23 protein-coding genes and 1 pseudogene are annotated in these 24,363 nt (G+C 41.9%); 14 read left to right on the plus strand and 10 right to left on the minus strand.

The window, feature by feature from the left end; translation table 11 throughout:
• Positions 1-86 precede the first annotated feature (86 nt).
• A complete protein-coding gene (locus CPG39_RS04730) occupies positions 87-719 on the minus strand; it encodes a response regulator transcription factor (protein WP_013648077.1) in 633 nt (210 codons plus the stop codon).
• Between the two features lie 63 nt (positions 720-782).
• Entirely contained in the window at positions 783-2,354 is a 1,572-nt protein-coding gene (locus CPG39_RS04735; protein WP_096292282.1) for a histidine kinase, read from the minus strand.
• Positions 2,355-2,707: 353 nt separating this feature from the next.
• Between CPG39_RS04735 and CPG39_RS14860 the strand changes: the two genes are divergently transcribed.
• The 8 genes from CPG39_RS14860 to CPG39_RS04775 all read left to right on the plus strand — a co-directional run bounded on the left by CPG39_RS14860 (position 2,708) and on the right by CPG39_RS04775 (position 9,371).
• On the plus strand, positions 2,708-4,417 hold the full coding sequence (locus CPG39_RS14860; protein WP_096292283.1) for a flagellin: 1,710 nt from the start codon (positions 2,708-2,710) through the stop codon (positions 4,415-4,417).
• 84 nt (positions 4,418-4,501) lie between these two features.
• The gene (locus tag CPG39_RS04745) at positions 4,502-4,870 is read left to right on the plus strand and encodes a flagellar protein FlaG (RefSeq protein WP_096292284.1); all 369 of its coding nucleotides are present in this window, start codon (positions 4,502-4,504) and stop codon (positions 4,868-4,870) included.
• Between the two features lie 39 nt (positions 4,871-4,909).
• Complete coding sequence (gene fliD / locus CPG39_RS04750) at positions 4,910-6,340, plus strand: flagellar filament capping protein FliD (protein WP_096292285.1); 1,431 nt, start codon at positions 4,910-4,912, stop codon at positions 6,338-6,340.
• A 32-nt stretch (positions 6,341-6,372) separates the two neighbouring features.
• Complete coding sequence (fliS, locus tag CPG39_RS04755; protein ID WP_013648082.1) at positions 6,373-6,798, plus strand: flagellar export chaperone FliS; 426 nt, start codon at positions 6,373-6,375, stop codon at positions 6,796-6,798.
• A 36-nt stretch (positions 6,799-6,834) separates the two neighbouring features.
• Positions 6,835-7,170: a flagellar protein FliT gene (locus tag CPG39_RS04760; protein ID WP_096292286.1), complete on the plus strand. Its 336-nt coding sequence runs from the start codon at positions 6,835-6,837 to the stop codon at positions 7,168-7,170.
• Positions 7,171-7,238: 68 nt separating this feature from the next.
• Positions 7,239-8,267, plus strand: a complete 1,029-nt coding sequence (locus CPG39_RS04765; protein ID WP_096292287.1) for a flagellar hook-length control protein FliK — start codon at positions 7,239-7,241, stop codon at positions 8,265-8,267.
• Positions 8,254-8,583, plus strand: a complete 330-nt coding sequence (locus CPG39_RS04770; protein ID WP_096292288.1) for an EscU/YscU/HrcU family type III secretion system export apparatus switch protein — start codon at positions 8,254-8,256, stop codon at positions 8,581-8,583. The genes CPG39_RS04765 and CPG39_RS04770 overlap by 14 nt, the downstream gene beginning before the upstream one ends.
• A 2-nt stretch (positions 8,584-8,585) precedes the next feature.
• Positions 8,586-9,371: a flagellar brake protein gene (locus CPG39_RS04775; protein WP_013648086.1), complete on the plus strand. Its 786-nt coding sequence runs from the start codon at positions 8,586-8,588 to the stop codon at positions 9,369-9,371.
• A gap of 562 nt (positions 9,372-9,933) precedes the next feature.
• Here CPG39_RS04775 and CPG39_RS04785 read toward each other — a convergent pair.
• The 5 genes from CPG39_RS04785 to CPG39_RS04805 all read right to left on the minus strand — a co-directional run bounded on the left by CPG39_RS04785 (position 9,934) and on the right by CPG39_RS04805 (position 13,421).
• Positions 9,934-10,530, minus strand: coding sequence for a DUF1579 domain-containing protein (locus CPG39_RS04785; RefSeq protein ID WP_096292290.1), 597 nt, complete (start codon positions 10,528-10,530; stop codon positions 9,934-9,936).
• Positions 10,531-10,581: 51 nt separating this feature from the next.
• Entirely contained in the window at positions 10,582-10,944 is a 363-nt protein-coding gene (locus CPG39_RS04790; RefSeq protein WP_096292291.1) for a DUF1428 domain-containing protein, read from the minus strand.
• Positions 10,945-11,156: 212 nt separating this feature from the next.
• The gene (locus tag CPG39_RS04795) at positions 11,157-11,573 is read right to left on the minus strand and encodes a YciI family protein (RefSeq protein ID WP_096292292.1); all 417 of its coding nucleotides are present in this window, start codon (positions 11,571-11,573) and stop codon (positions 11,157-11,159) included.
• A 162-nt stretch (positions 11,574-11,735) separates the two neighbouring features.
• The gene (locus tag CPG39_RS04800) at positions 11,736-12,089 is read right to left on the minus strand and encodes a YciI family protein (protein WP_096292293.1); all 354 of its coding nucleotides are present in this window, start codon (positions 12,087-12,089) and stop codon (positions 11,736-11,738) included.
• A gap of 78 nt (positions 12,090-12,167) precedes the next feature.
• Positions 12,168-13,421: an RNA polymerase sigma factor gene (locus CPG39_RS04805; protein ID WP_096292294.1), complete on the minus strand. Its 1,254-nt coding sequence runs from the start codon at positions 13,419-13,421 to the stop codon at positions 12,168-12,170.
• Positions 13,422-14,847: 1,426 nt separating this feature from the next.
• On the opposite strand from CPG39_RS04805, the gene CPG39_RS04810 reads away from it, so the two are divergent.
• The 3 genes from CPG39_RS04810 to CPG39_RS04825 all read left to right on the plus strand — a co-directional run bounded on the left by CPG39_RS04810 (position 14,848) and on the right by CPG39_RS04825 (position 19,641).
• Positions 14,848-16,011: a glycoside hydrolase gene (locus CPG39_RS04810; RefSeq protein WP_096292295.1), complete on the plus strand. Its 1,164-nt coding sequence runs from the start codon at positions 14,848-14,850 to the stop codon at positions 16,009-16,011.
• 633 nt (positions 16,012-16,644) lie between these two features.
• On the plus strand, positions 16,645-17,808 hold the full coding sequence (locus tag CPG39_RS04815) for a glycoside hydrolase (RefSeq protein ID WP_096292296.1): 1,164 nt from the start codon (positions 16,645-16,647) through the stop codon (positions 17,806-17,808).
• A 669-nt stretch (positions 17,809-18,477) separates the two neighbouring features.
• Positions 18,478-19,641, plus strand: a complete 1,164-nt coding sequence (locus tag CPG39_RS04825; RefSeq protein ID WP_096292298.1) for a glycoside hydrolase — start codon at positions 18,478-18,480, stop codon at positions 19,639-19,641.
• A 269-nt stretch (positions 19,642-19,910) separates the two neighbouring features.
• On the opposite strand, the gene CPG39_RS04830 is transcribed toward CPG39_RS04825, so the two are convergent.
• Positions 19,911-21,596, minus strand: a complete 1,686-nt coding sequence (locus CPG39_RS04830; RefSeq protein WP_096292299.1) for an EAL domain-containing protein — start codon at positions 21,594-21,596, stop codon at positions 19,911-19,913.
• 284 nt (positions 21,597-21,880) lie between these two features.
• Positions 21,881-22,300: an alternative ribosome rescue aminoacyl-tRNA hydrolase ArfB gene (gene arfB / locus CPG39_RS04835; RefSeq protein ID WP_172424081.1), complete on the minus strand. Its 420-nt coding sequence runs from the start codon at positions 22,298-22,300 to the stop codon at positions 21,881-21,883.
• A gap of 299 nt (positions 22,301-22,599) precedes the next feature.
• Between arfB and CPG39_RS14690 the strand changes: the two genes are divergently transcribed.
• From CPG39_RS14690 to CPG39_RS04850, 3 genes and pseudogenes are all read left to right on the plus strand, one after another.
• Positions 22,600-22,701 (plus strand): type I restriction-modification system subunit M N-terminal domain-containing protein, encoded by a 102-nt coding sequence (locus tag CPG39_RS14690; RefSeq protein WP_231990397.1) that lies wholly within the window; start codon positions 22,600-22,602, stop codon positions 22,699-22,701.
• 19 nt (positions 22,702-22,720) lie between these two features.
• Entirely contained in the window at positions 22,721-23,095 is a 375-nt protein-coding gene (locus CPG39_RS04845) for a hypothetical protein (protein ID WP_231990398.1), read from the plus strand.
• Between the two features lie 148 nt (positions 23,096-23,243).
• Positions 23,244-23,504 (plus strand): annotated as a pseudogene (locus CPG39_RS04850) (type I restriction enzyme endonuclease domain-containing protein); the annotation flags it as partial.
• A gap of 15 nt (positions 23,505-23,519) precedes the next feature.
• Here the strand turns inward: CPG39_RS04850 and CPG39_RS04855 are convergent.
• Positions 23,520-24,329, minus strand: coding sequence for an NYN domain-containing protein (locus tag CPG39_RS04855; protein WP_096292302.1), 810 nt, complete (start codon positions 24,327-24,329; stop codon positions 23,520-23,522).
• Positions 24,330-24,363: the final 34 nt, after the last annotated feature.

Below are 24,363 nucleotides of genomic sequence, written 5' to 3' on the forward strand. Positions count from 1 at the left end.
ACCTTAAGACTTGAGACTTGAGATTTTCGCAGTGCGATTAAAACTAACTTAATATTCAGCTGATGGTAATAACATCCTTAACTATATCAATCAACTAATTTATTTTTTATTGCATAGCGAATGATCTCGGAGTTGTTTGTCAGTTTGAGTTTCTCGAGTAATCGTGCACGATAAACACTCACTGTTTTGGGACTTAGAAACATCTCGGATGATATTTCAGACAAAGTTTTACCTGCTGCAATAAAACACAACGTTTGATATTCACGATCAGATAGAGTGGCATGAAGGGGTTTATCGGTATCGGAGTTAATAATATTAGCAAGTTCTTGCGCGACAACAGGACTAACATACTTATCTCCCGCAGCAACTTGCCGAATAGCCACTACCAGCTGCGCAGGTGCGCTTTGTTTATTCAGATAACCTGATGCACCTGCTTTTAATGCTCGAATAGCAAACTCGTGCTCATTATGCATACTAAGCATTAGTACTGCCAGACTTGGTCTGTCTTTCTTTATCTGCTTCAAAATCTCAATACCGTTCCTGTCTGGCAGGGATATATCCAATAACATGACATTAAAGTCCTGCTGTCGCGCAATTTTGATCGCCTGGAAACCTGTCTCTGCTTCCCCGGTCACTTTAATATCATCGGTCTCACTGAGTATTTGTTTCAAACCTTGACGAACGATCGCATGATCATCGGCAATCATTACACTAATCATGTGTATACCTCCAGCTAATAAAGAACCCTACCGCAAGTGGTGGGGAATATAACCTGATGAGATTTAAAGCAGAGAAATTTTCTTTCTCCTCTTAACAGAATATGATGGGGACAACTCTTTAAATTTATTATTTAAATCATATGATTGTTCAGAATGACATTCCAAATCCCCAGTTGGTATCAAAATAGTCACCTTAGTTCCTTTTTCCGATTCTCCAGAAATATGGAAATTTCCCTTTAATTGCAGACATCGTTCACGCATTCCTCGTATTCCAAACGAATCTTGCTTCTTCATATCAATTTCAGTAATTCCACATCCGTTATCCATCACTTCAAGTAGAATCAAGCCTTCCAACTCAACAAGTTTTACCTGAATGCGTGATGCATTGGCATGCTTGGAAATATTTGTCAGTGTTTCCTGAAACACTCGAAAAATCGCAATCGCCAAGTCCGCATCTAAAGATATTTCATCATTGTCGCATGATACTTTGCAAACAATACCGGTACGATCACTAAATTCTTTTGCCTGCCATTGCACAGCGGCAACAATCCCACAATCAAGAATTCCCGGACGTAAATCAAGTGAGATTCGTCTAGTACTGTCGATTACCCGGTCCACTAGTAATTCAATAGATTTCGCTTTCTGTTGATAAAATTCTAGCTTTCTTGCTGTCTTATCCAAACAAGGGAGTAATTCACATTTAATGGCAGTTAATGTTCCGCCAATGTCATCATGAATTTCACGTGCGATTCGAGCTCGCTCCTGTTCTTTAACCTTCTGTAAATATGAAGATAGCTCGGCCAATTGTTCACGCGAACGTGCAATCTCACGCTCTGCCAATTTATTGCGAGTAATATTTATCATAATGCCATCCCACAGCATGACTCCATCGAGCATTCTTCTAGGCGTTGCGCGTAAACTAATCCATTTAATATCACTATCTCCTTTAACTTGAATACAACCCTCCCAATTCCAGGTTGAAAGCTGCTCGGCAGATGTCATCATTAGTTGACAATAGGATTCTTTATCTTCAGCTAAAATTAATTCCGGGAAAAGCTCCGGGTTACTCATTAGCTTCTGGGGAGATAACCCCAGTAGCGTTTCGCTTGCATCACTGACATATGGAAAACTAGCTTGATTATTAGTGTTTAACTGAAATTGAAACACAACTCCGGGGAGATTAGATGTAATTGCTTGAAAAAGTACTTCACTTTTCTGCAATGCAGTTTGAGCAGTAATAAACCGCTGGTTATTATTTGCCTCACGCAAACTACGTCTAATTACCGGTACTAATCTAGCAAGATTGGCCTTCATCATAAAATCATATGCGCCCAAAGCCATGATAGATGCAGCCGCCTCTTCACCGACATTACTTGAAATAATAATTAAGGGGGTGTCCAATCCTTGATTTTTTATCAATTTGAGCACATCACACGCATTAAATCGTGGCAAAGCATAATCGGACAGAATTACATTCCAGTCGGGTATCTTCAGTGCTTCCTGCAAATCCTCAACCGTAGTAACACACTGATAGTTTATTTGAAAACAGCTTTGTGAAAGTATTTTCAAAACCACATCAGCATCCTCTGCAGAATGTTCAATCAGCAATATTTTTAATTCTTCTTCATTGACCATCTCAGCACCTCATTGAATGAAGCCGATATAACCTAAAGAGTTAAGTTACAAAACTAATTAACTGAATTTTTTTATGAATTCTACTTTACTTAAAAATTTTAAAAAAAACATTTATAACACGAATAGCTGATATTAACCAAACGATTAGGTAAAGAATACAAAAGTAAAATCCTAAACTTTTTAGAATGATCTCCGATAACTGCAATCAACGGTGCTTGCCTTTCTTCTTGGATTGCGAGGAAGTCACCACCGTAATTTAAATTAAAGATTAATCCGCCCAAGGTTTTTTATACCTTCCTGGATCGCGGAAAAACCGACTGGCAATAATGCCAAATGTAAATAGGAGAACCCAAATGTCTCAAGTTATAAATTCAAATATTGCTTCACTGACTGCACAACGTAACCTTAATTCATCACAGTCATCATTGAACACATCTTTAGAACGTTTATCTTCTGGATTGAGAATCAATAGTGCTAAAGATGATGCCGCTGGTTTGGCGATTTCTGAAAGAATGTCGACACAAATTCGCGGATTGAATCAAGCTAACCGCAATGCCAATGATGGTATTTCACTCACGCAAACTGCTGAGGGTGCATTGACAGAAATCGGCAACAACTTACAGCGTATTCGTGAATTATCGGTTCAGGCATCGAATGCAACAAACACTGCAAGTGATCGTGCAGCGCTTCAAGCTGAAGTCACGCAATTAACCTCTGAAATTCAACGTGTCGCTACTCAAACTCAATTTAATGGAATGAATTTGCTCGACGGCTCTTTCGGCACCTTCAATCTTCAAGTCGGCGCTAACGCCAATCAAACTATTTCTGCATCGTCAGGAAATTTTCAAACCAATTCATTCGGCAACTATCGTATCGGTGGCCTAGCCGCTTTTACTGCAGGCGGTGTTGGTGATCTTGTCGCGGGAACAATCGGCGCTAATAGCGATGCAATCGGCAATGCTGTACTGGTTAGCGGAACAACTGGCGATGCATCAGGCGTTAACGGCGCAGCCGCTGCAGGTGATTTCAGAATTTCTACTTCCTCAGGAAACTTTGATGTCTATTATCGTGCGGGAGCCAGCGCTGCTGAGATAGCCAGCTCAATCAACAAAACCGGCAGTGGCGTGAATGCTTCCGCTTCTACCGAAGTAGTACTCGGTGCAGCGACCGGTAGCGGTGCTGGATTTCTACAGAACACTACTTATTCTTTTGCAATTTCAACCGATTATTCAGACCCGACCAATGCAAATACGGTTGATCCAAAGTTCACGACAATTTCTTTTAAAACGGGTGGAGCGGATGATGCATCCGATGTCGATTCTGGAAATTACTTGAGCACAGCAATCAAAGCATTCAATGATGCTTCTGCCAAGACAGGATTTACTGCCGAAGCTGTGCAAACAGAAGATGGCTATTGGGCTATTAAGCTAAGCAATGCGAACGGGAACGATCTTCGCATTTTGAATAATTCCTATGACAACACTGGAGCTGCAATTGGTATCACTGTCTCCGACATAGCAGTCCTCGACGGTGATACAGGCACCACTGACTCCCTAGCAGATACACTTGCCGGCGGTGGGCTCGATGCAACTACAGGTGTATGGACTAATGGCAACGGTGCTTGGTACACCGGCAAAGTGACGCTCGATTCTTCTCAGTCATTCAGTGTAACAACGGCCGTTGCCGATGTCTTTCAAGATGCAGCAACACCTGGTACAGCGGCAGCTGGTACTTACGGTGCACAGCTACAAGCTACCAACGCAGTTGATGTTACCTCGTATGATGCAGCACAACGCACCCTATCGATTGTCGATGCTGCTCTGAGTACAGTCAATAGTCAACGCGCTAACTTTGGTGCTCTGCAGAATCGCCTTGAAAGCACGATGTCAAATTTGCAGTCCACTTCGGAAAATCTGTCAGCTTCACGCTCTCGGATTAGAGATGCTGATTTTGCTGCTGAATCGGCGAATCTGACACGATCCCAGATTCTTCAGCAGGCTGGTGTAGCGATGTTGGCACAGGCTAATCAATTACCCAACAATGTCTTATCGTTATTGAGATAAGCGATCATCTGAGAATGACTTTGGGGTAGCTCACGGATTCTATAATGACTACCCCATAGTCACCCGTATAGAAGGAGATTTAGCATGATCACTAATTCAACAGGAAATACAAGCAACATTGTTTCTCTATCTACAACTTTTCATCCTACCTCGATTACGAACAAGTCTTCGACAAATCTGACCAACAATGAAAATGTTCCTGACCAAATAGCACAATCTATCACAGCCAATGCTGATCAATTGCATGAGGCTGTTGGTAAAATAGAAAAATTTTCGCTAGCCGTGCAACAAAATTTGAAATTCTCTATAGACGAAGATTCTGGCAAAACAGTAATTAAAGTTATGGATGCCACAACCGATGAAATAGTTCGTCAAATTCCAACTGAAGAAATGATTGATATAGCACGCGCGCTCAGCAAAATCCACGGCGCTTTATTTAACGACTGTGCCTAATATTATTGTTGCAGAATTAGATAAAGTGAGGAACACAGCATGATCTCATCACCAGGTCTTGGTTCAGGACTAGATATCAATGGAATCATTAGCCAACTTATGGCAATCGAACAACGACCTCTCCTGCAGCTAAGCACGAAAGAAGCGAGACAGCAAGCTGAACTTTCCGCCTATGGTAACTTAAAAAGTGCACTATCTACCTTCCAGGGTACCGTTAAAACATTAGCCAATTCGTCTTTATTCACAGGTGTCAAGGCATCGATTGTTGATTCTACGATCGCTTCCGTTAACGCAACTTCCAGTGCAGAAATAGGTGCGCATCAAATTGAAGTACAAACTCTCGCACAGGCACAAAAAATAAAATCCGAATCTTTTACATCACCCAGCGATATCATCGGCAGTGGTACGCTAACCATTGAATTTGGTACCTATAACATAGATGGGACATTCACTGAGAATTTAAAAAAAGCGTCTGCGTCGATCACTATTGAATCCGATCAAACATCTCTTGCAAATATACGGGATACAATAAATAAAGCCAGTATCGGTGTCACTGCAAGTATCGTCAACGACGGCAACGGCAATCGACTGGTTTTATCATCCAATGATTCTGGTTTGAATAATGCTTTAAAGATCACAGTCAGTGACGATGATTTAAACAATATTGATAACAATGGCTTATCAAAACTTGCTTATGATGCTTCAACTGGTGGTACAGCAAATATGTCTGAAACCGTCGCAGCACGGGATGCTACCTTAGTAATAGATGGAATTACCATTACCAAGCCATCCAACACCATCACCGATGCATTGCAAGGGATGACAATCAATTTATTCAGAGAAAATCCCGGGACAACTACCAGCTTATCAATTACGAAGGATACAACAAGTGTACAGACTGCAGTTAGTACGTTTGTGAATGCATATAACGAACTGCAAAAAACCATCGCTAGCCTGTCTAATTATGACCAAGTCAACCAACAAGCATCTATTCTGACTGGAGACTCAACAGTACGAGCAGTGCAGACCCAGTTGCGAGGTATATTGAATTCAAGCTTACAAAGTAGTGTTGCAGGAGAATTAAATACACTATCGCAAGTCGGCATCAGCTTCCAAAAAGACGGCACCCTATTGTTAGATAACGGCAAACTAAATGCTTCACTCAATGATCCTACCAAGGATGTTTCATCGTTATTTGCAACAGATGGCTTTGCTGCAAGACTGGATCGAATGATTGATGGAATGCTTGAAAACAATGGCTTAATTGATGGCCGCATGGATGGCATTAACACATCTATCAAGGATATAAATAAACAACGCGAAGCGCTGGGCAGTCGTCTTGAAATTGTAGAAAAACGATTTCGCACCCAATTTACAGCTTTAGATACAACAATTGCGAGTATGAAACAAACCAGTGAATTCTTGGCACAGCAACTATCTAGTTTGCCCGGTGCTAATACTAATAACTAAAAATCACTAATTTTATGAGATAGGAATACAAAATGTTTTTCACAACAAATGCAATATCCACCTATCAACGCGTTGGTATTGAAACAGGTGTTGAATCAGCTGATCCGCACAAGCTTATTTTAATGTTATTTGAAGGCACACAGGAAGCTCTAGCAAAAACTAGAATGCATATGCAGCGTAACGAAATAGCTGAAAAGGGGCAAATGATTTCAAAAGCCATAACCATAATTGACGAGGGCCTGAGTGCTTGTCTCGATATGAAAGCGGGTGGTGATTTAGCAATCAAGCTTCAAGCACTTTATAATTATATGACACATCAATTATTAGTAGCTAATATTCAAAATAACATTGAAATATTAGATGAAGTAAATAAGCTTTTATCTGAACTATATAGCGCCTGGAAAGAAATCGGAGAATCCAATCAGGCGAAAACCACAATAAAAGCAATCGCTATCTAATCAAATATTTTGTAACAAAAAAGGATATGTAAAAGAATGGACAATGCACATACGATAATAATCTACAATACCATTTTAGCAACAACCGAGAAAATGCTGACCGCTGCACAAAATAGCGAATGGGATCAATTAGTATCATTAGAACAAGAATGCAGGAAGCTGACCGAAAGTCTCAAAAAAAATGATACAGAGCCTCCGCTTGATAGGGAATTACAACAACAAAAAATAAAAATTATTCATCAAATATTGGATAACGATGCCCAAATTCGGGCAATTATTGAGCCATGGATGGCAAGATTACAGGAAATGCTCAGCATCAATAGGCGCACACGCAATCTCCAACAAACCTATCAGCCTATTAACACTATATAAACACTCAAATTAAGAATCAGAATATGTTGCTCTTATCGGATAAATACAAACAACGAATATAAGCTGTCTTGAATCCAATTATAATCAAAACTGATTTAATCACGCCTCTAACACAGATAAAATCTGTATCACCGGTAATACCCGTAACAGCAATTCTTGATTCACAAGACTCTTCTAGCAAATTTGAACAAGGTCAGAAATATCAGGCATTCATTGAAGCACGTTTATCTAACGGATACTCCAAGGTATTGGTTAACAACAAACTGCTTCAAATAGATTTGCCAGTAAAATTTCAACCCGGCAGTAAAATAGAACTAGTTTTTATTTCTCACCAACCAAACCTAAAATTCCTCATTCTCGATGAAGCTATTATAAAATCAAAAGAAAATATCACTTCAATAAGCACCACTGGGCGATTTATCGATCTTCTAATACATGACACTTTGAAACATGCCTCAACTAATGCCACCCAATTCCTAACAAGTTCTTCTCCACTTCTGAATGGAACACCAACAAATAGCACTGAATTACCCGGTTTATTGCAAAAAGCAATTATCCAAAGTGGTTTATTCTATGAATCGCATCAGGCTCAATGGATTAATGGAGAAAATACACTGGAAAATTTACAACAAGAACCACAAAGTAAATTACTGTTAGCGATACCTGAGTTATCTATGACTAAAACAGCGATTTCTGCTTCGCTAGTTCCTGAAATACCAGCGCATACTCAGAGTATGTCATTAGTACAACAACAGCTAAACACACTGGAAACCGGGCATCTCTTCTGGCAAGGTGAAGTTTGGCAGGGGCAGCCGATGAAGTGGGAGATCTGTGAACAACCTGAAGATAAAAGCAAGAGTGGTGAATCCGATCCTGCAGTACAGTGGCGTACACAATTTCACTTATCACTACCACAATTAGGAGATATTACTGCGACTCTTTTAGTTAACGCTCAAGGTATTAATATTAATATAGAAACATCGCGGGTAGACACAACTAGTTTATTAAAAGGCAATCGGTCTCTGCTTACGACAGATATGCAATCTGCAGGATTAACTATCAAAACAGTAGAAGTTCAATACAATGACAACAAATGATTCTTACTCCACCGCTGTAGCGCTTGCGTATCGAGAAGGACAAATCGCACCTAAAGTAATCGCTAAAGGTCGTGGTCTCATTGCTCAAGAAATTATTCGGCGTGCTAAAGAAGCAAATATCTATGTTCATGAATCAAGTGAACTAGTTGCATTATTGATGCAAGTAAATCTTGATGACCGCATTCCGCCACAGCTTTATGTCGCAGTCGCTGAATTACTTGCATGGCTTTATCGCCTGGAAAAAGCAGAAACAACCCTGGTGACTGCTAACAGTCTTAGCAGCAAGATCGCACAACAAACTTTGGAGGGAAATTGACAATGCTTGCACCTAATCAGGAAACTGAAACATATGAAGTATTAGAACCGACTACACTATTCTCTGATGAAAAAAATGAGAAATTCCGCATCCGCTCGGAAATTGATATTCTCTTTATACTTCGCGGAATCATGCAAGCGGATTCACTCATTACACTTTATCCCGATTATGAAAGTGATTTTATACTGACATCGATTCTAGCCATAAACTCTGACAGGAAAGAAATGGTCATTGATTATGGCATCAATGAGAAACATTGCCAAAAAGCTCTCAATTCCAAAGAATTAGTTTTTGTCACCACGCAAAATAGAGTAAAAATAGAGTTTGTCTGTAATCAAATCAAGAAAATTTACTTCAATAATAAAGATGCATTCGTAGTTAATATCCCAGAAACTCTCCTACGCATACAAAGAAGGAATCATTTTCGCATATCCACCCCTATCGTAAAGCCACTTAAATGTGCTATTCCAATACCCGGTAAAAACACAACGACTTCTAAAGCTGAGGTCGCACTCCTGGATATAAGTTGTGGCGGTACTGCGGTCATTGATCAACATCCAATTATCAATTTTGACCCAGGAATAATTTATGACAATTGCCAAATCATGCTTCCAGAGATTGGTACTATTAACGTTACTATCCAAGTAAAAAACACCTACGAAATCACTTTACGTAATGGGCAAAATTGTATGCGTGCAGGGTGTCAATTTATTAATCTAGCAGCAAATATGGAAGCTATGATACAGCGCTATATTATTAAACAAGAACAAATGAGAAAAATGAAATAAACTGAATTGCTCTGGCCAAATAAAACCGGACACTTTTCTAAGCTCATTTCCAAATTCAATTAATAACGTGTTGATATTAAATATAATTACAGACACTCACTCTTCCTCAGCATTCCGATCGGCATTGAAGATTCCCAGTTTGCTGCAGTACTTGTTCATGGGGCTTGAGTGCAGAAGCAGCAGAGTTAAATCACCTGGGACAAAGCTGGAGGCTATTGACTGAGCGCCTCAGAGGTGCCTCGCAAGCCACAAACCGCCCAGAAATAGCAACTAAACATTCAATTTATTGATCATAGCATTTGCCCTCAATCTCGCCCAGATGCTTGCGTAACACCCCAAATATCCGCTTTCTACGCTTCCTAATACCATCTGGAACTTACAATCCATTTTATGTAGGTCAAACCCTGATACTCTTTCATCTTGAATCTCCTCCTCTTGGCCAAGATAGAAGATTCTCAATGACCGTCGCATAGGCAAACCTCAGTGAGCCTCCCGGAAAAACCGGGGACTTACCTTACTGAGCTATCGCAAACAAATTTTCCGAGCCATACGATGCAAGCTGTTATTTTCTAGTATAAATAACCTCAAGCATTTTCATTTCATCACCACCCTGATGGGTTCCATACATGATAAATTCTTGTACATCACTATTTACAATTCTCCAAATAGAACGATGCGTCATATATCCTCCACCTACTTCAGCATGCCGTCCTGTTAAGGTAATGATCTTGCCATCCGCACTCGCCGTACCGTTCATCATGAAAATTTGCGTACTCATGGTATCGATCCATGTCGAGATATACTGTTTAAGCAGATTATCGTACGCAACAGTCCAGATACCCGAATACGGCTTTCCATGCATACTGCCCGTGATTTCCTGCTGAAGAAAACGGCCGCCTAGCAGTAGCTTGATATCTGCAGATCCGGTTGATTCTACAGCCGGTTTCTGCGGATCCATCCATTCTTTCGTCTTGGTTATCCAACTGCCCGTAAGACTTGCAAACAATTTATGCGGTTCTCCAGGTGTAGCTAACTTAGCATAAACTTCCATCATCTCTTCATGACTCATGGGTTTATCATTCTTTTGGTCATTCGCAAGAACACCCATTGTCATTAACAAAGAAAACACAATAAATAGAGTAAATTGCAAATACCGCATAGTCTTCTCCTCAATAAAAAATTGTCAATAAATCTGAATTAATAAAACCAACTAGAAACTAACAATTGTCTTGAAACCACCATAGGCCATCCGCTTGCAATCGAAGGGATGAGAATCAGGGTTCATCGAAGACGCCAAACGTGGATCAGCCATAACCGCCTGATTAACCCGGTCACGATGTTCTTTCGATTCGAACACGATCCATGCAAAAATAACCGTTTCATTTTCGTCGGCATCGGTTAATTTTTTGAATGACACCAACTCTTTCTGATCGAGGTCATCTCCCGCACACTCGATATATTCCAGGGCACCGTGCTCTTTCCAAACCAAGCCAGCCAATTCAGCCATTTTTTGATATTCCTCCAGTTTATCCTGAGCAATTGGAATCACATAACCATCAACATACTTTCCCATTGTTTTCTCCTGTAAGATATTTACTAAAGTTAAACTTAACGAACTTTCAATCTGCACACGCAACTAATGCGGCTTAACTCACAAGTCTATCAACACTTCGTATTCACGCGTAAATCAACTTGCCGCCAGAAGCGGATTTGACTGAGACATAACACTTCCCCTTTCTGCAAAAATTAAAAACAAGATTTTTTGATTGGGCAAATAGTAATGCATTAATCATTTTTACTGCGCTCCAGCTCACGAAACCGCTCGACAGCTTCACTGGGTTCAAAATCGTCCAGCTCAAATAATTGCCGCACTTCTATTTCACAATTCTTTCCTTCGCCCGCAGGATTAGGGAAACGCTTACTCCATTCAAGAGCGTCGGCCTTTGATGCAACCTGAATCAAGGTATAACCAGCGATAAGCTCTTTGGTTTCGGTAAACGGACCATCGATCAGCGTACGTTTATTTCCGCTGTATTGGATGCGCCAACCTTTTGAGCTGGCTTGTAAGCCGGATGCATCCAGCAACACACCTGCTGCCGCAAGTTCTTCATGAAATTTCGCCATCTCTGCGATAAGTTGTTCTTCAGGCATAACACCTGCTTCCGAATCCTGGCTTGCTTTGACTATGATCATGTAGCGCAATTGATTACTCCTTAGATTAAGTTATATGATCAATCAAGTTGTAAATAGCTTGATTTCGTTGCTTAGTCGAATAAAACCTGTAGAAATCGACAAACCGGAAAAAATTTTTTCAGCTTATTAATTTTCGCAAGCGAAATGTTTCAATTCTCGATTTTTCCCACGTTACCGCTTTTCGAATTGGTGTATCGGCCTGACTTCGATACTACCAACCTGCGCGGGTGGAATTTGGGCAGCCAGCTGGATAGCTTCATCCAAATTCTGGGCTTCAATCAAATAAAAACCGGCCAGCTGTTCTTTAGTTTCAACAAAAGGGCCATCTGTGCTTGAAATCTTGCCCTTGCGTACCCTGATCGTAATGGCTGCTGATGGAGGTAATAAACGATTGCAATCGACAAAATGTCCGCTCCTGCGGATGTCAGCGGTAAATTCACGGTATTCTTCGTAATGCCTATCAGCATCGGCTTTTGACATTTGCTCCATAACTTTTTCGGCACAAATCAAACAAAGATATTTCATAGTTAATTCCTTATATTGAACCGAGAAAAATGACTGCGCTCAATAGTCGATTGACAGTGGGCAAAATCGACAATGAGTTTATTGATTTTGTAGCTCAGTCAATCTTTTTTGCAGAAACCGCCGTTCAGGTGCTTGTTGGGTAAGTTGTAAAGCATGTTGATAGGCTTCAATTGCTTCATTAAGCTGCCCTAATTTGCGATGAAAATCAGCCTTGGCGGCATACATGAAATGATAATCCGCCAGTTGGCCCTGAGAAATGAGCGCTTCGATCAGTTCTAATCCTATTGCCGGTCCATCGCGCATTGCCACTGCGACCGCACGATTTAATTCGACAATAGGCGACGGATAAATCTGCTTGAGTACGTTATACAATCCTACAATTTCGCGCCAATCGGTTTCTCCTGAACTCGGTGCTTCGGCATGCACGGCGGCAATAGCGGCCTGCAATGTATAAGCGCCAAACCCTGACAAACCAAGTGCGTGTTTCACCAGAATCACACCTTCATCGATCTGATCACGATTCCAGAGTAAGCGATCTTGCTCATCAAGTAAAATTAGATCGCCTTGCGCATTAATTCGGGCGGCCCGACGCGAGTCTTGCAGCAGCATGAGAGCCAGAAGTCCGAGAACTTCCGGCTCTGACGGCATCAATTCCAGGAGTAACCTGCCAAGACGTATTGCTTCAACTGAGAGATCATGCCGCATCAATTCAGTACCGGATGAGGCTGAATAACTCTCGTTAAATACCAAATAGATAACTTTTAGAACTGAATCCAGACGATCTGGTAAATGCTCCCGTTCCGGAACCTCATAGGGAATCCGTGCATCACGGATTTTTGCTTTGGCGCGCACAATTCGCTGGGCAACTGTTTTGGGTGTTATCAGAAAAGCATGAGCAATTTCTTCAGTACTCAACCCGCAGATTTCTCGTAAGGTCAAGGCAATCTGAGCTTCTGACGATAAGCTCGGATGACAACAGGTAAAAATCAAGCGTAATTGATCATCTTCCAGACTTCCATCCGAATTGTCATCAACCGGAAAAATTAAAGTAGCAAGATGAGCGGGTATTTCATCAATGCTATCGAAACGCGCGTTACGCCGAAATTTATCAATGGCTTTAAAGCGTCCTACAGACACCAACCAAGCCTTAGGGTTCTCTGGTATACCCTGTTGCGGCCATTGCTCCAGTGCAATTTTGAATGCATCGTGGAGCGCTTCCTCTGCTTGATCGATGTCTCCCAGCAAGCGTATTAACGTAGCTAGTACACGTCGGGATTCATTGCGATAAATCTGTTCTAATGTTTCCGTATAATTTTGTACCGATTTCGTCAATTGGATTACCTTTTATCTTTGGGTAACCTTTTCAGGTTATATCCTATAACCGTTGGAATATGCCCGATATGTTCAAGGCTTCGCTCTTGTCCTGTTTAAGTGGTTGCACGTTTATATGCTGTTAAAAAACTTATCGAATTATTAACATAATCAATCTACTCAGAGCCTCTCTTAATTCATTACTTAAAATTATGAAACGTAAAAAGATCGACGATACACCTTCAGCAAACCGAATCTAATCACACTTGTTCCGGATACTGCTGATCTAAATATTTATCATAATTGTTGACGTGGTTAATATTCCCACGTATAGTCCTGCCGTGCGGGAAAATATCTCGCACTATTTGATGTCACTCATCAGGAAAAATTGAATCGATGAGAACTTAATTTTCAAAGGAAAACTACAATGAAATTAATGACTAAAAAGACCCCAACAACTGCAGCTGAAATACTGGCAATATTCGTAACATCGTTGCTACTTCATGAAAAAAATTCAGTAACATAACAGTTGACCAATCGAGCTAATTGGCGATGATCGTGTCTGTTGTGAGTATGAGGGCGGTATCGATTTTTATCGATAAAGTAACCGCAAATGATTCAAACAAGAAATCTATAATGATTCTTAAATGCTCTTAGAATGATGAAAGCTACTATATCTTGAGTAACTATAGTGGTTGATTTGAAATAACTCATACATAAGATTTATTACTCATTCACACAACTGAAATTCCATTCGCCTCGAATAGATTTCTCAGCTTCAGCAAACTGTCTATTACCAAGCAAAATTTAATGCTGTTAATTTCTACAGCACTTCGCAAATAGACTTTTTACACCTAACAATTTATTTATTTATTGAGAATCTGATAAATCGTTGGTTGATTGGCTTTGTAATGTCAAGCCAGAAATAACCTTCCAACATCTTATCGAATAAAGTTACCGGATCTTCTAACGTTCTAGTAGCGTTAAGCGGATACTTTTTGTGGAATTCATAGCAGTATTCAGGGGAGTACTGTCGGCAACGCAAGTGATTATTGCGCAAGACCTTTAAGGATAGGTTTGCGCACCACATTTTCCACAAAAACTATCAATCTTATGGCAAATAAGACAGTCCTATTTAAATTTAAAAAATCAATATCTTATATATCTCTGCATTCAAAAATTTCTTGACCTTGAAGAATAGGCATTAGCATTTTTAATGATGTTTTTCTGAAAGAAGCTCACGAATTTTCCAAGCAGAAATAGAGTAATACTCGAGAAAAGAGATTGCGCAAGGAAAACCCAAGGGAGGGCAATATTTAAACAAATCTAAGACGTAAATAGTTTTCATTTATGAACTGTATTAAGTTAACCAGAACAAGCTCTTAAAACAATTTTTAAATTTTTAGCAATACCATGATTTCTTCAAAACTCGTCAAAGGAACTTTACATGAAAATTAGTAACTTCATGATATCAAACAAAATACTAATCAATATACCTCAGAGAATAAATGCGATAACTATTGCAGCATTATTCGTCATTGGTATGATTATTATGCCTGTGGGAATAGTAGGCGCAGCCTCACTACCTGCCGGAACCACCGGAGTAAAATGGAATCCAGGCCACTATTACACCATTCAAAACTGGGCCAATGATGACCCAATCTACATGGCAAAAGTCTACAAAGAACTAAAAGCAACCCCTGCATTACGTGGAATGCAAATGCGTTTCTTATGGGGTTGGATCGAAAAATCACCGGGTGTCTATGATTTCTCGATTATCGATAAGCATCTGGAAAAACTCGCACCCATGGGTAAGCGCTTGGTTATTCAGGTGCAAACAAAATCATTCGAGGCCGACTGGAAGCTCATACCCAATTATTTAAAAGAACCTAAATATGAGGGCGGCGCTTTTGCATTCAGGGACTGGGGGTCCAGTACCATAGACGGCTATAACATTAAATTATGGAATCCTTACGTACGTGACCGTCTGATCGCCTTATTCAAGGCATTGGGTCAACGCTATAACTTACATCCCCATGTTGAAGGTATCGGCATGATAGAAACGGCTCTGGGGCAGTCAGTAACACCACTGACAACGATTCAAACTGATAAATGGTTTGATAATTTAATCATCGTGCACCAGAAAATGCGTACCTTTTTTCCTAATACCATGACGATTCAGGAAATAAACTACCCGCGCGATTATCTTAAACAAATCACTACCGCAATGGTAAAAATGAGTGGGACACTTGGCTGCCCGGATGTTTATCCGGATGAACCCGGTCTAAATTTTCCAGGAGATGCATATTCCCCTCCAGGTGCTTATTACTATTTCTCTAAGCTTTCAGGAACCATACCTATCGCGCCGACCGTAGAAAAGGTCAATTATTTAAATACGCGGGGCGATAAAAAAGGCCATGTGCCCACTGTACAGGAGATTCTTGTATTTGCACGGGACGAATTAAAATCCAATTACATATTCTGGCAGCGTGTCCCTGAATATGTCGATAATGTCTTAGAGGTTATGAATTTTACTAATCAAAAAAGTACTCCGTCCGGTGGCCTGAAAGCGGCCTGCCCGACTGCTTACTCTTCCTGTATAAAGAATTAGTAATTCTCTGATTTGTAGTAGGCGCAAGAGCGATTTGTCAAATCGCTGTATTGAAATGGGCAGCTGCCAGATCAGTTTTGCGCTACTACAGACGACCTGTTGGATTACTGGCTGTTATTGTTATACACGGAAACAACCTTCCAATATTTTATCCAAAGGATCACCCGATCTACGGTTGGTCCAGCAATATCCAGCAGGTGCTTTTGTGGCATTCATAAGCAGTATTCCCTGAATACTGTCTGCAATTCAAGTCATTGCAGAAAAAACTCTCGATGGTTAACTGTGTACACCACATTTTCCATGCCAATCGGCAAGTTGATGATAATGAATCAATTTGCCACGTATTAAAAAGAGCGGGTAGTTCTTATTCAGGAGTTTTCCGCTCTAAATAGCGCTCATTATCTGTTTTTTGATAATGTGTTTTTGAGAAATATCCGCGATTCTTTGCAATCCGGAATATAACGGCGCTCAAATTATGAGATTGCATTAGGAAGAAAAGAGTATTTATGAACATCAGCGATGTAAATAGTTTTCATTTGCAGACTGATTGGAGTAAATCAGACAATCTTGCGAAGCATTTCTCCAAACTTTGAGCAATACACAACTTCTTCAAACTCATCAAAGGAATCTTAAATGAAAGTTGAGAATTTCATGAAACCAAACATTATCTTACCGACTGTACGCAAACGGATGCATGCTGTATTCATTGCAGCATCCCTCGTCACGGGCACGATGGTTGCATCCGTTGGAACAGTACAGGCAGCCTCACTACCGGCAGGAACTACCGGAGTAAAATGGCATCCAGGTCATTATTACACTATTCAAAACTGGGCTAATGACGACCCGATCTACATGGCAAAAGTCTATAAAGAGCTTCAGGCAACACCCGCGCTGCGGGGCATGCAACTGCGTTACTTATGGGGTTGGCTGGAGAAATCACCGGGGGTCTATGATTTCTCTTCCATCGACAAACATCTTGCCAAGCTAACTAAAATGAACAAACGTCTGGTCATTCAAGTGCAGACCAAATCATTCGAAGCTGACTGGAAGCTCATACCGGATTATTTGAAGGCACCTAAATTTGAAGGCGGCGCATTTCCGTTTAAAGACTGGGGATCGACCTCTATAGACGGCTATAACATCAAATTATGGAATCCCTATGTACGTGATCGCCTGATCGCCTTATTCAAGGCACTCGGTAAACGCTACAACTCCCATCCGAATTTTGAAGGTATCGGCATGATCGAGACGGCTATGGGTCAAGCGGTGAAACCGCTGACAACGGCTCAAGCTGATAAATGGTTCGACAATTTAATCATTGTGCAGCAAAAAGCACGAACATTCTTCCCTAACACCATGACCATTCAGGAAATCAATTATCCACGCGAATATCTCAAGCAAATCACTACCGCGATGGTAAAAATGGGAGGAGCACTCGGTTGCCCGGATGTTTATCCGGATGAGCCCGGTCTTAATTATCCTCCCAGTCCCTATTCCCCCCCAGGCGCATATCACTATTTCTCTAAGCTCTCAGGAACTGTACCGATAGCACCGACCGTGGAGAAGGTCAATTATTTAAATACGCGTGGTGATAAAAAAGGCCATGTACCCACCGTTCAGGAGCTTCTTGTATTCGCGCGCGACGAATTGAAATCCAACTACATATTCTGGCAGCGTATCCCTAAATATGTCGATGATGTACTGGAGGTTATGAACTATAATAATCAAAAAAGCACCCCCTCAGGCGGCTTGAGAGCCGCTTGTCCCAAAACTTATCCTTCATGCATTGGAAAATAATATTTTTTGATCGGTAGCAATCGTGATTTCATCTGGCAATTACCCGGCTCCATGAAGTAATTGGTAATTGTCAGATCAGCATTCCGGTCTGTTAAAAAACCATCAGAATCATTTACGCTAAATTGTAAATCGACACTGTATTGTTTCACCGGAAATTTCATCCGGTCTCTTATCCAAGAATCCCCGATTTTGCTGCCATTCAGTAGCGCTGAGCGGATCCTTTTGTGAATAGTTATAGCGCATTCCCTCCGTCCTTGTCAGTTCTATCAATTATTTTCCCGCAAACCTTCTGGTGCAAGATTTATGCACCCTATTTCCGGCAATAATTGCCAAGTCAATAATAAATAAAGAAATTCTATTGCCACCAAAAAGACCCCCCATTCTATATTTATTTCAGAATTCGAAAATTCTCCGCTTCGGTATAGTGATCATCATCTTTTTCTAACGTCATTTTTCTGAAAGGCACTCAGGAATCTCTCCCATCAGAAAAAAATGTTCTTAAAAAGAGATTGCATTAGGAAGCACTCAACGGGGGATATTTAAAAGCCCAAAACGTAAATAACTTCCATTTACAAGCTGGATTAAGTGAACAAGAGAAAGTTTTCAAAAGCAACTCTCAGAATTCCGGGCAATACGATAACCTCTTCAAAATCACTATAGGAATCTTATATGAAACCAGACAGTTTAATGAAATTGAACATTATTTTATCAATCGCTTTCAAACGGATAAATGCACTATTCATTGCAGCTTTATTCGTCATAAGCATGATTATCGCTTCTTTGGCATCAGTGCATGCAGCCCCGATACCTCCTGGAACCACTGGGGTAAAATGGCATCCCGGCCACTATTACACCATTCAAAACTGGGCTAATGATGATCCGATCTACATGGCACAAGTTTACAAAGAACTTGAAGCAACCCCTGCACTGCGTGGCATGCAACTGCGTTACTTATGGGGTTGGATCGAAACATCACCAGGCGTCTATGATTTCTCCTCCATCGACAAGCACTTGGAGAAACTCACCGCAATAGGAAAACGCCTGGTTATTCAGGTGCAAACCAAATCATTCGAAGCTGATTGGAAGCTCATACCGGATTATTTGAAGGCACCTAAATTTGAAGGCGGCGCATTTCCGTTTAAAGACTGGGGATCGACCTCTATAGACGGCTATAACATTAAATTATGGAATCCTTATGTGCGTAATCGCCTGGTCGCGCTGTTTAAGGCATTGGGTGAGCGCTACAACTCGCATCCGAATTTTGAAGGCATCGGCATGATCGAAACGGCTATGGGACAAGCGATAACACCACTGACGGCTGCTCAAACCGATGGATGGTTTAATAATTTAATTATCGTACAGCAGAAAGCACGTACGTTTTTTCCCAACACCATGACTATCCAAGAGATCAACTACCCGCGCGAATATCTCAAACAGCTCACTACTGCAATGGTCGATATGGGCGGGGCACTCGGTTGCCCGGATATTTATCCCGATGAACCCGGTTTGAATTTTGTTGGGAACCCCTATTCTCCCCAAGGTGCTTACGCCTACTTCTCTCAGCTTTCAGGTGTTGTACCGATCGCTCCGACAGTGGAAAAAGTCAACTATTTGAACACGCGTGGCGACAAACTCGGTCATGTGCCGACTGTTCAGGAGTTGCTAATATTCGGACGCGATGAATTGAAATCCAACTATATATTCTGGCAACGCCTTCCCGAATATGTCGGTCAAGTGTTAGAAGTAATGAGCTGGAAAAGGCAAACCGGCACTCCATCAGGTGGTTTAAGATCAACCTGCCCGAGCGCCTACCCTTCCTGCATCACTGATTAATAGTCAATCATCCTGAGATACACAGGCATCTTAAATCATGTATCAATAACTTATTCTGCAATCACCATTTCGACCGGAAAACATATCCATGCATTTATATTTTCGGTCGGAATGATGGTTAAGGATGCTAAACTGCAGCGGCATTCCATTGCTCGATAAAACTCATCCATCAAAGCACAAGCGTGTGTGCACGCTCGAATCGTAACGTCAATTCGACTACTTACTCATCAACCCGGATAAACTGTAGTCAGTAGGAAATGTTTATGGATTCACCATCTTTTTTTCTCAATCTCAATGGCTGGCAGAGGCTTAGAGAAATAAAAACCCTGAAACCGGGTGCATCCATGCAAAGCAAGATAAGCCAGCTGCTGCTCATTCTCCACCCCTTCCGCAATCACTTGCAGGCCCAGGGCATGCGCCATGACGAGAATGGCATCAATGATCGCCGTATCATCCGGATCGTCGGGAATGTCACGCACGAATGAGCGATCGATCTTCAAGGTATTGATCTGGTAGCGCTTGAGAAAACTCAGATTGGAATAACCGGTACCAAAATCGTCGATCGAAATTTCAATCCCAAGTTCACTTAATTGCCGCAATGTCTTGATGGTTTCTTCAACATCTTCAATCAATTCGCTTTCAGTGATTTCAAGCGTCAAGTAATGTCCTGTCACTCCGGTTTCATCCAGGATGCGGACAATATTTTCCACGAGGGTTTTCTGCCGGAATTGAATAGCAGAAAGATTGATCGCCAACCTGGGAAACTCATAGCCTTGCTTTTCCCATGCCTTTATCTGGAGGCACGACTGCCGCATCAGCCATTCTCCAATCGGTATGATCATACCAGTCTCTTCAGCCAATCGAATAAATTTGACCGGATAAATAAGGCCATCACCGGGGCGTTGCCAGCGTAACAGCACCTCGAAACCATCGGCTTTGCCGCCATTGACGTTAACAATCGGCTGATAATGCAGCAGGAGTTCATCGCGTTTAAGCGCATTTCGCAAAGCGACTTCCATGGAGTGCCGCTCTTTTGCCTGCCTGTTCATTTCCGGCTTAAAGAATTCGCAGTTATTGCGACCATTCTTCTTGGCATGATACATCGCAATATCGCTGTTCCTGAGTAATGTCCATATATCCTCGCCATCATCCGGAAACAGGGAAATACCGATACTGCCGCTGATATGAAGTTCCTTCCCGTCGATCAGAAAATGCAGTTGCAATGCATTCAATATCTTTTGCGCTACTGCCTCGGCATCAAAAACACTTTCGAGATTGGACAGTAACACGATAAACTCATCTCCACCCTGACGGGCTACCGTATCTTCACCCCGCACAATGGATACAAATCTGGCCGCCACTGCTTGTAACAGTTTATCCCCCACATCATGGCCTAATGAATCATTGATGACCTTGAAGTTATCCAGATCGATAAACAATACCGCCACGCGTTCCCGATTGCGGTTACCATGCTCTAACGCCCGCTCGATGCGATCCTTCAACAAGGCTCTGTTGGGTAACCCGGTTAAAATATCGTAGGTTGCCATCTCCAGAATACGCTGTTCAGCCATATGACGTTCCGTGATGTCAACAAACATACCGATCAAATACAAAGGCTTTCCTGATGTGTCACAGATCGGTTTTTTAAAGGTATGAACCATACGGTTTTGCTTAAGCGTCGCATTCCACATGGTTTCTTCGAAATCAATTTGACATCCACTCTCAAATACCTCCTGATCTTTGGCGAGAAAGTGCTCCATCTGAGCGGGTGGAAAAAGCTGACTGGCATCCGTACCTTGCAGATCCTTAAAACTCAGACCCCATTGCAATTCGCAGGCTTTGTTTATCGCCAATAATTTACTCTCGGTATCCTTGATAAAAATGGCGATGGGCAATAGATCGATAAGTTCTTGAAATTTTGATACATCACTGGAAAATAAGTAATTTGTAGGCATGCGTATTGATTCATCATTTACATGAGAGTAATTCCACGTATGAGCTATTCCACTTCAAGTACCATGGGCTATCAACACATACCCTGGCAAGCTAACAGAAAATTGCTGCTTTGGCCACAAATAAGCCTATCTATTGATGGGGTTACGCCTCTCTATGTATGATTTTATCAACCCCCTGACAATTCACCGGTATGACACACCGGCAGAAAATCGCTAACCCTATGATATATCATTAAATATGAAATGGTGTATTACCTAGCGGTCAACGGGCACGGCTCAAACGATTATTCCGTCACCTCAATCTTGCCGCGTAGCGACTTTTTCCGGCCCTGAATTGTCTTTCCTTCCAAGCGCTTGATCCTGGATGCCTTAGTGGGCTGCGTGGGTTTGCGCGGTTTGATCTCGGCAATGACACTGTTGATCAGTGCCTGCAACCGGTTCAATGCGTCTTCCCTGTTCTTGATCTGGCTGCGATACCGTTGCGCCTTGATGATCACGATACCTTCACTGGAGATCCGGCTATCTTTCAAATTCAACAGCCTCTCTTTGTAATTTTCCGGCAAGGATGATGCGTTGATATCGAAGCGCAAATGAATCGCAGTCGATACCTTATTCACATTCTGCCCGCCGGCGCCTTGCGAGCGTACCGCCTGAATCTCGATTTCATTCAAGGGAATGGTAATGTTGTTCAATAATATCAACATGATGAATCGTTCTAAAAACTTTTTTAGGAGTTAAGTACTGAATAATGCAATGGTCTTTGGAAATACCGCAACGGTCTATGATAACAATACCAGCCGTTATCCGTTATCCCACGATAATCGCAACTGATACGCACCTCGGTTACAAGCAAGCTCCTTTCTCAGGAAAAGCCGAACAATCAAGCCTCGATACAGAATCCACAGAAAGTTTGAAGTCCTGGGGTTTTTATGTCATAAACTACCTGATCAATCATCAAACCCTGCACTGTTTATCGCAATGCTAAAAAGGAAAGAATGACACCATGGCTAAAGCCAAAGTAATCAAAACAGAGCCATTGGAAAAACAACTGTGGAAAGCCGCCGACAAATTACGCAAAAACATCGACGCGGCGGAATACATGTAATGGTCAAATGCAGAGTGGTTTGATTAACAAGGTTGCGGCGACTTCTGCCGAAGTGACTGACGCACACGGTTTTCAGCATGTTTGCCCCAATGGCGGCGCAGTCTATGCAGCCAAAGGATATGGCTTGAATCCTGTCAAAATCACACTCAAGCGGAAAGGCTGTCATGATGGGACCATCAAGAAGAACAGTATGAAAGAGAAGAATCGCGATAAAGATCGTTGGTTATCAGCAATTCGCGCACCTTATGAACGTGTGTTTGCGCATCGCAATAAAAAAGTTCGCTATCGCGGGTTGGTGAAAGTGCAGTTTCAGGTGGGTATTCGGGCGCTGGTATTCAATCTCAAGCGGCTAATGACATTAGGGGTTGATCGAATTACGTTGTGCCATACATAGGATAAATCCGCCCTCAATCTGCCCAATCAGGCAAATTGACGGCAGAAAAGGCTTCCAGAAATTCTATTCTTTGTTAATTCTGCGATTTCTTGATGTGTCGTTGCTGGTTTTTTGTTTTTCTTAGCTCTTTTGAGTTTTCCGACAAGCCCATACAACGGTTGCCAGTAACGATAGCGCACGGGAACTGATGCAGAATGACCAGCTGCGGGAGCTGGCGATCATGCTGACACAGCGCGTGCGGCAAAATGCTTCGATCGACTGGACCATCAAGGAAAGCGTGAAAGCCAAACTGAAAGTAATCGTGAAACGCACCTTGCGTCAGTTTGGCTACCCCCCGGATATGCAATTACTGGCAACCGAGAGGGTGTTGAAACAGGCAGAAATAATTGCGAATGAGCTGGCTGCGTGATTACCGGCAACATGGTTACGTCTTAGCACGAAGATAGAGAGTCGTTCTGTCGGATCCCGGCAGTTGCCGTTCTTCGATTTCAAACAGAGCTGTTTTGTCTTTGACAAGATCCGAGAGTTTTTTGTAGCCATAGAGTCTGGAATCAAAGTCGGGCTGCAGCTTAGTCAGGTAACTCCCAAAAACACTCAGATTAGCCCAACCCGTATCATCAACGGATTGCTCCAATGCGGTCAGAACAAATTCTTCCGGAAACTCAGGCTTTTGTTCCACTGTCTTTGTAGCAGCTTTGGTTCTTGTGGACTTCTTTTTAGTCTTGGCCCCGGGTGGCGGTTCGGTCGATTCGCTAACCGGGCTTGAACGCAGAATTTCGGTAAACACAAATTTGTGGCATGCATTACGAAAGGCATCCGGTGTTTTCTTCTCGCCAAACCCAAGTACCATCAATCCTTCTTCACGAAGCCGCATGGCCAGACCCGTAAAATCACTGTCACTGGTAATCAAGCAAAACCCATCAAATTTACGCGTATAGAGCAAATCCATCGCATCAATAATCAATGCGCTATCGGTCGCGTTCTTTCCCGTGGTATAAGCGAACTGCTGCACCGGCTTGATCGCATATTTTTGCAACACCTTCTTCCAGGAAGCACTGGCATGGGCGGTAAAATCCCCATAAATACGTTTTACCGTCGCTTCTCCAAAGCGCGCAATTTCAGCCAGAAGGCTCTCAATGACGGCCGCTTGGGCATTATCGGCGTCAATCAACACCGCCAATCGCAAAGTGGGTTCTTCGGATTCATTTTTTGTAACTAATCGTGGAGAAGCCAAGATAATTCCAACCGTTGTGAATGTGTAGAAAGAT

The sequence above is a fragment of the Nitrosomonas ureae genome (assembly GCF_900206265.1).
GTDB lineage: Bacteria > Pseudomonadota > Gammaproteobacteria > Burkholderiales > Nitrosomonadaceae > Nitrosomonas > Nitrosomonas ureae_C.

Bases quoted from the DNA above. Each gene is read 5' to 3' on its own strand.
- CPG39_RS04730 (WP_013648077.1), bottom strand. From the start codon at position 719: ATGATTAGTGTAATGATTGCCGATGATCATGCGATCGTTCGTCAAGGT.
- CPG39_RS04735 (WP_096292282.1), bottom strand. From the start codon at position 2,354: ATGGTCAATGAAGAAGAATTAAAAATATTGCTGATTGAACATTCTGCA.
- CPG39_RS14860 (WP_096292283.1), top strand. From the start codon at position 2,708: ATGTCTCAAGTTATAAATTCAAATATTGCTTCACTGACTGCACAACGT.
- CPG39_RS04745 (WP_096292284.1), top strand. From the start codon at position 4,502: ATGATCACTAATTCAACAGGAAATACAAGCAACATTGTTTCTCTATCT.
- fliD (WP_096292285.1), top strand. From the start codon at position 4,910: ATGATCTCATCACCAGGTCTTGGTTCAGGACTAGATATCAATGGAATC.
- fliS (WP_013648082.1), top strand. From the start codon at position 6,373: ATGTTTTTCACAACAAATGCAATATCCACCTATCAACGCGTTGGTATT.
- CPG39_RS04760 (WP_096292286.1), top strand. From the start codon at position 6,835: ATGGACAATGCACATACGATAATAATCTACAATACCATTTTAGCAACA.
- CPG39_RS04770 (WP_096292288.1), top strand. From the start codon at position 8,254: ATGACAACAAATGATTCTTACTCCACCGCTGTAGCGCTTGCGTATCGA.
- CPG39_RS04775 (WP_013648086.1), top strand. From the start codon at position 8,586: ATGCTTGCACCTAATCAGGAAACTGAAACATATGAAGTATTAGAACCG.
- CPG39_RS04785 (WP_096292290.1), bottom strand. From the start codon at position 10,530: ATGCGGTATTTGCAATTTACTCTATTTATTGTGTTTTCTTTGTTAATG.
- CPG39_RS04790 (WP_096292291.1), bottom strand. From the start codon at position 10,944: ATGGGAAAGTATGTTGATGGTTATGTGATTCCAATTGCTCAGGATAAA.
- CPG39_RS04800 (WP_096292293.1), bottom strand. From the start codon at position 12,089: ATGAAATATCTTTGTTTGATTTGTGCCGAAAAAGTTATGGAGCAAATG.
- CPG39_RS04810 (WP_096292295.1), top strand. From the start codon at position 14,848: ATGAAAATTAGTAACTTCATGATATCAAACAAAATACTAATCAATATA.
- CPG39_RS04815 (WP_096292296.1), top strand. From the start codon at position 16,645: ATGAAAGTTGAGAATTTCATGAAACCAAACATTATCTTACCGACTGTA.
- CPG39_RS04825 (WP_096292298.1), top strand. From the start codon at position 18,478: ATGAAACCAGACAGTTTAATGAAATTGAACATTATTTTATCAATCGCT.
- CPG39_RS04830 (WP_096292299.1), bottom strand. From the start codon at position 21,596: ATGCCTACAAATTACTTATTTTCCAGTGATGTATCAAAATTTCAAGAA.
- arfB (WP_172424081.1), bottom strand. From the start codon at position 22,300: ATGTTGATATTATTGAACAACATTACCATTCCCTTGAATGAAATCGAG.
- CPG39_RS14690 (WP_231990397.1), top strand. From the start codon at position 22,600: ATGGCTAAAGCCAAAGTAATCAAAACAGAGCCATTGGAAAAACAACTG.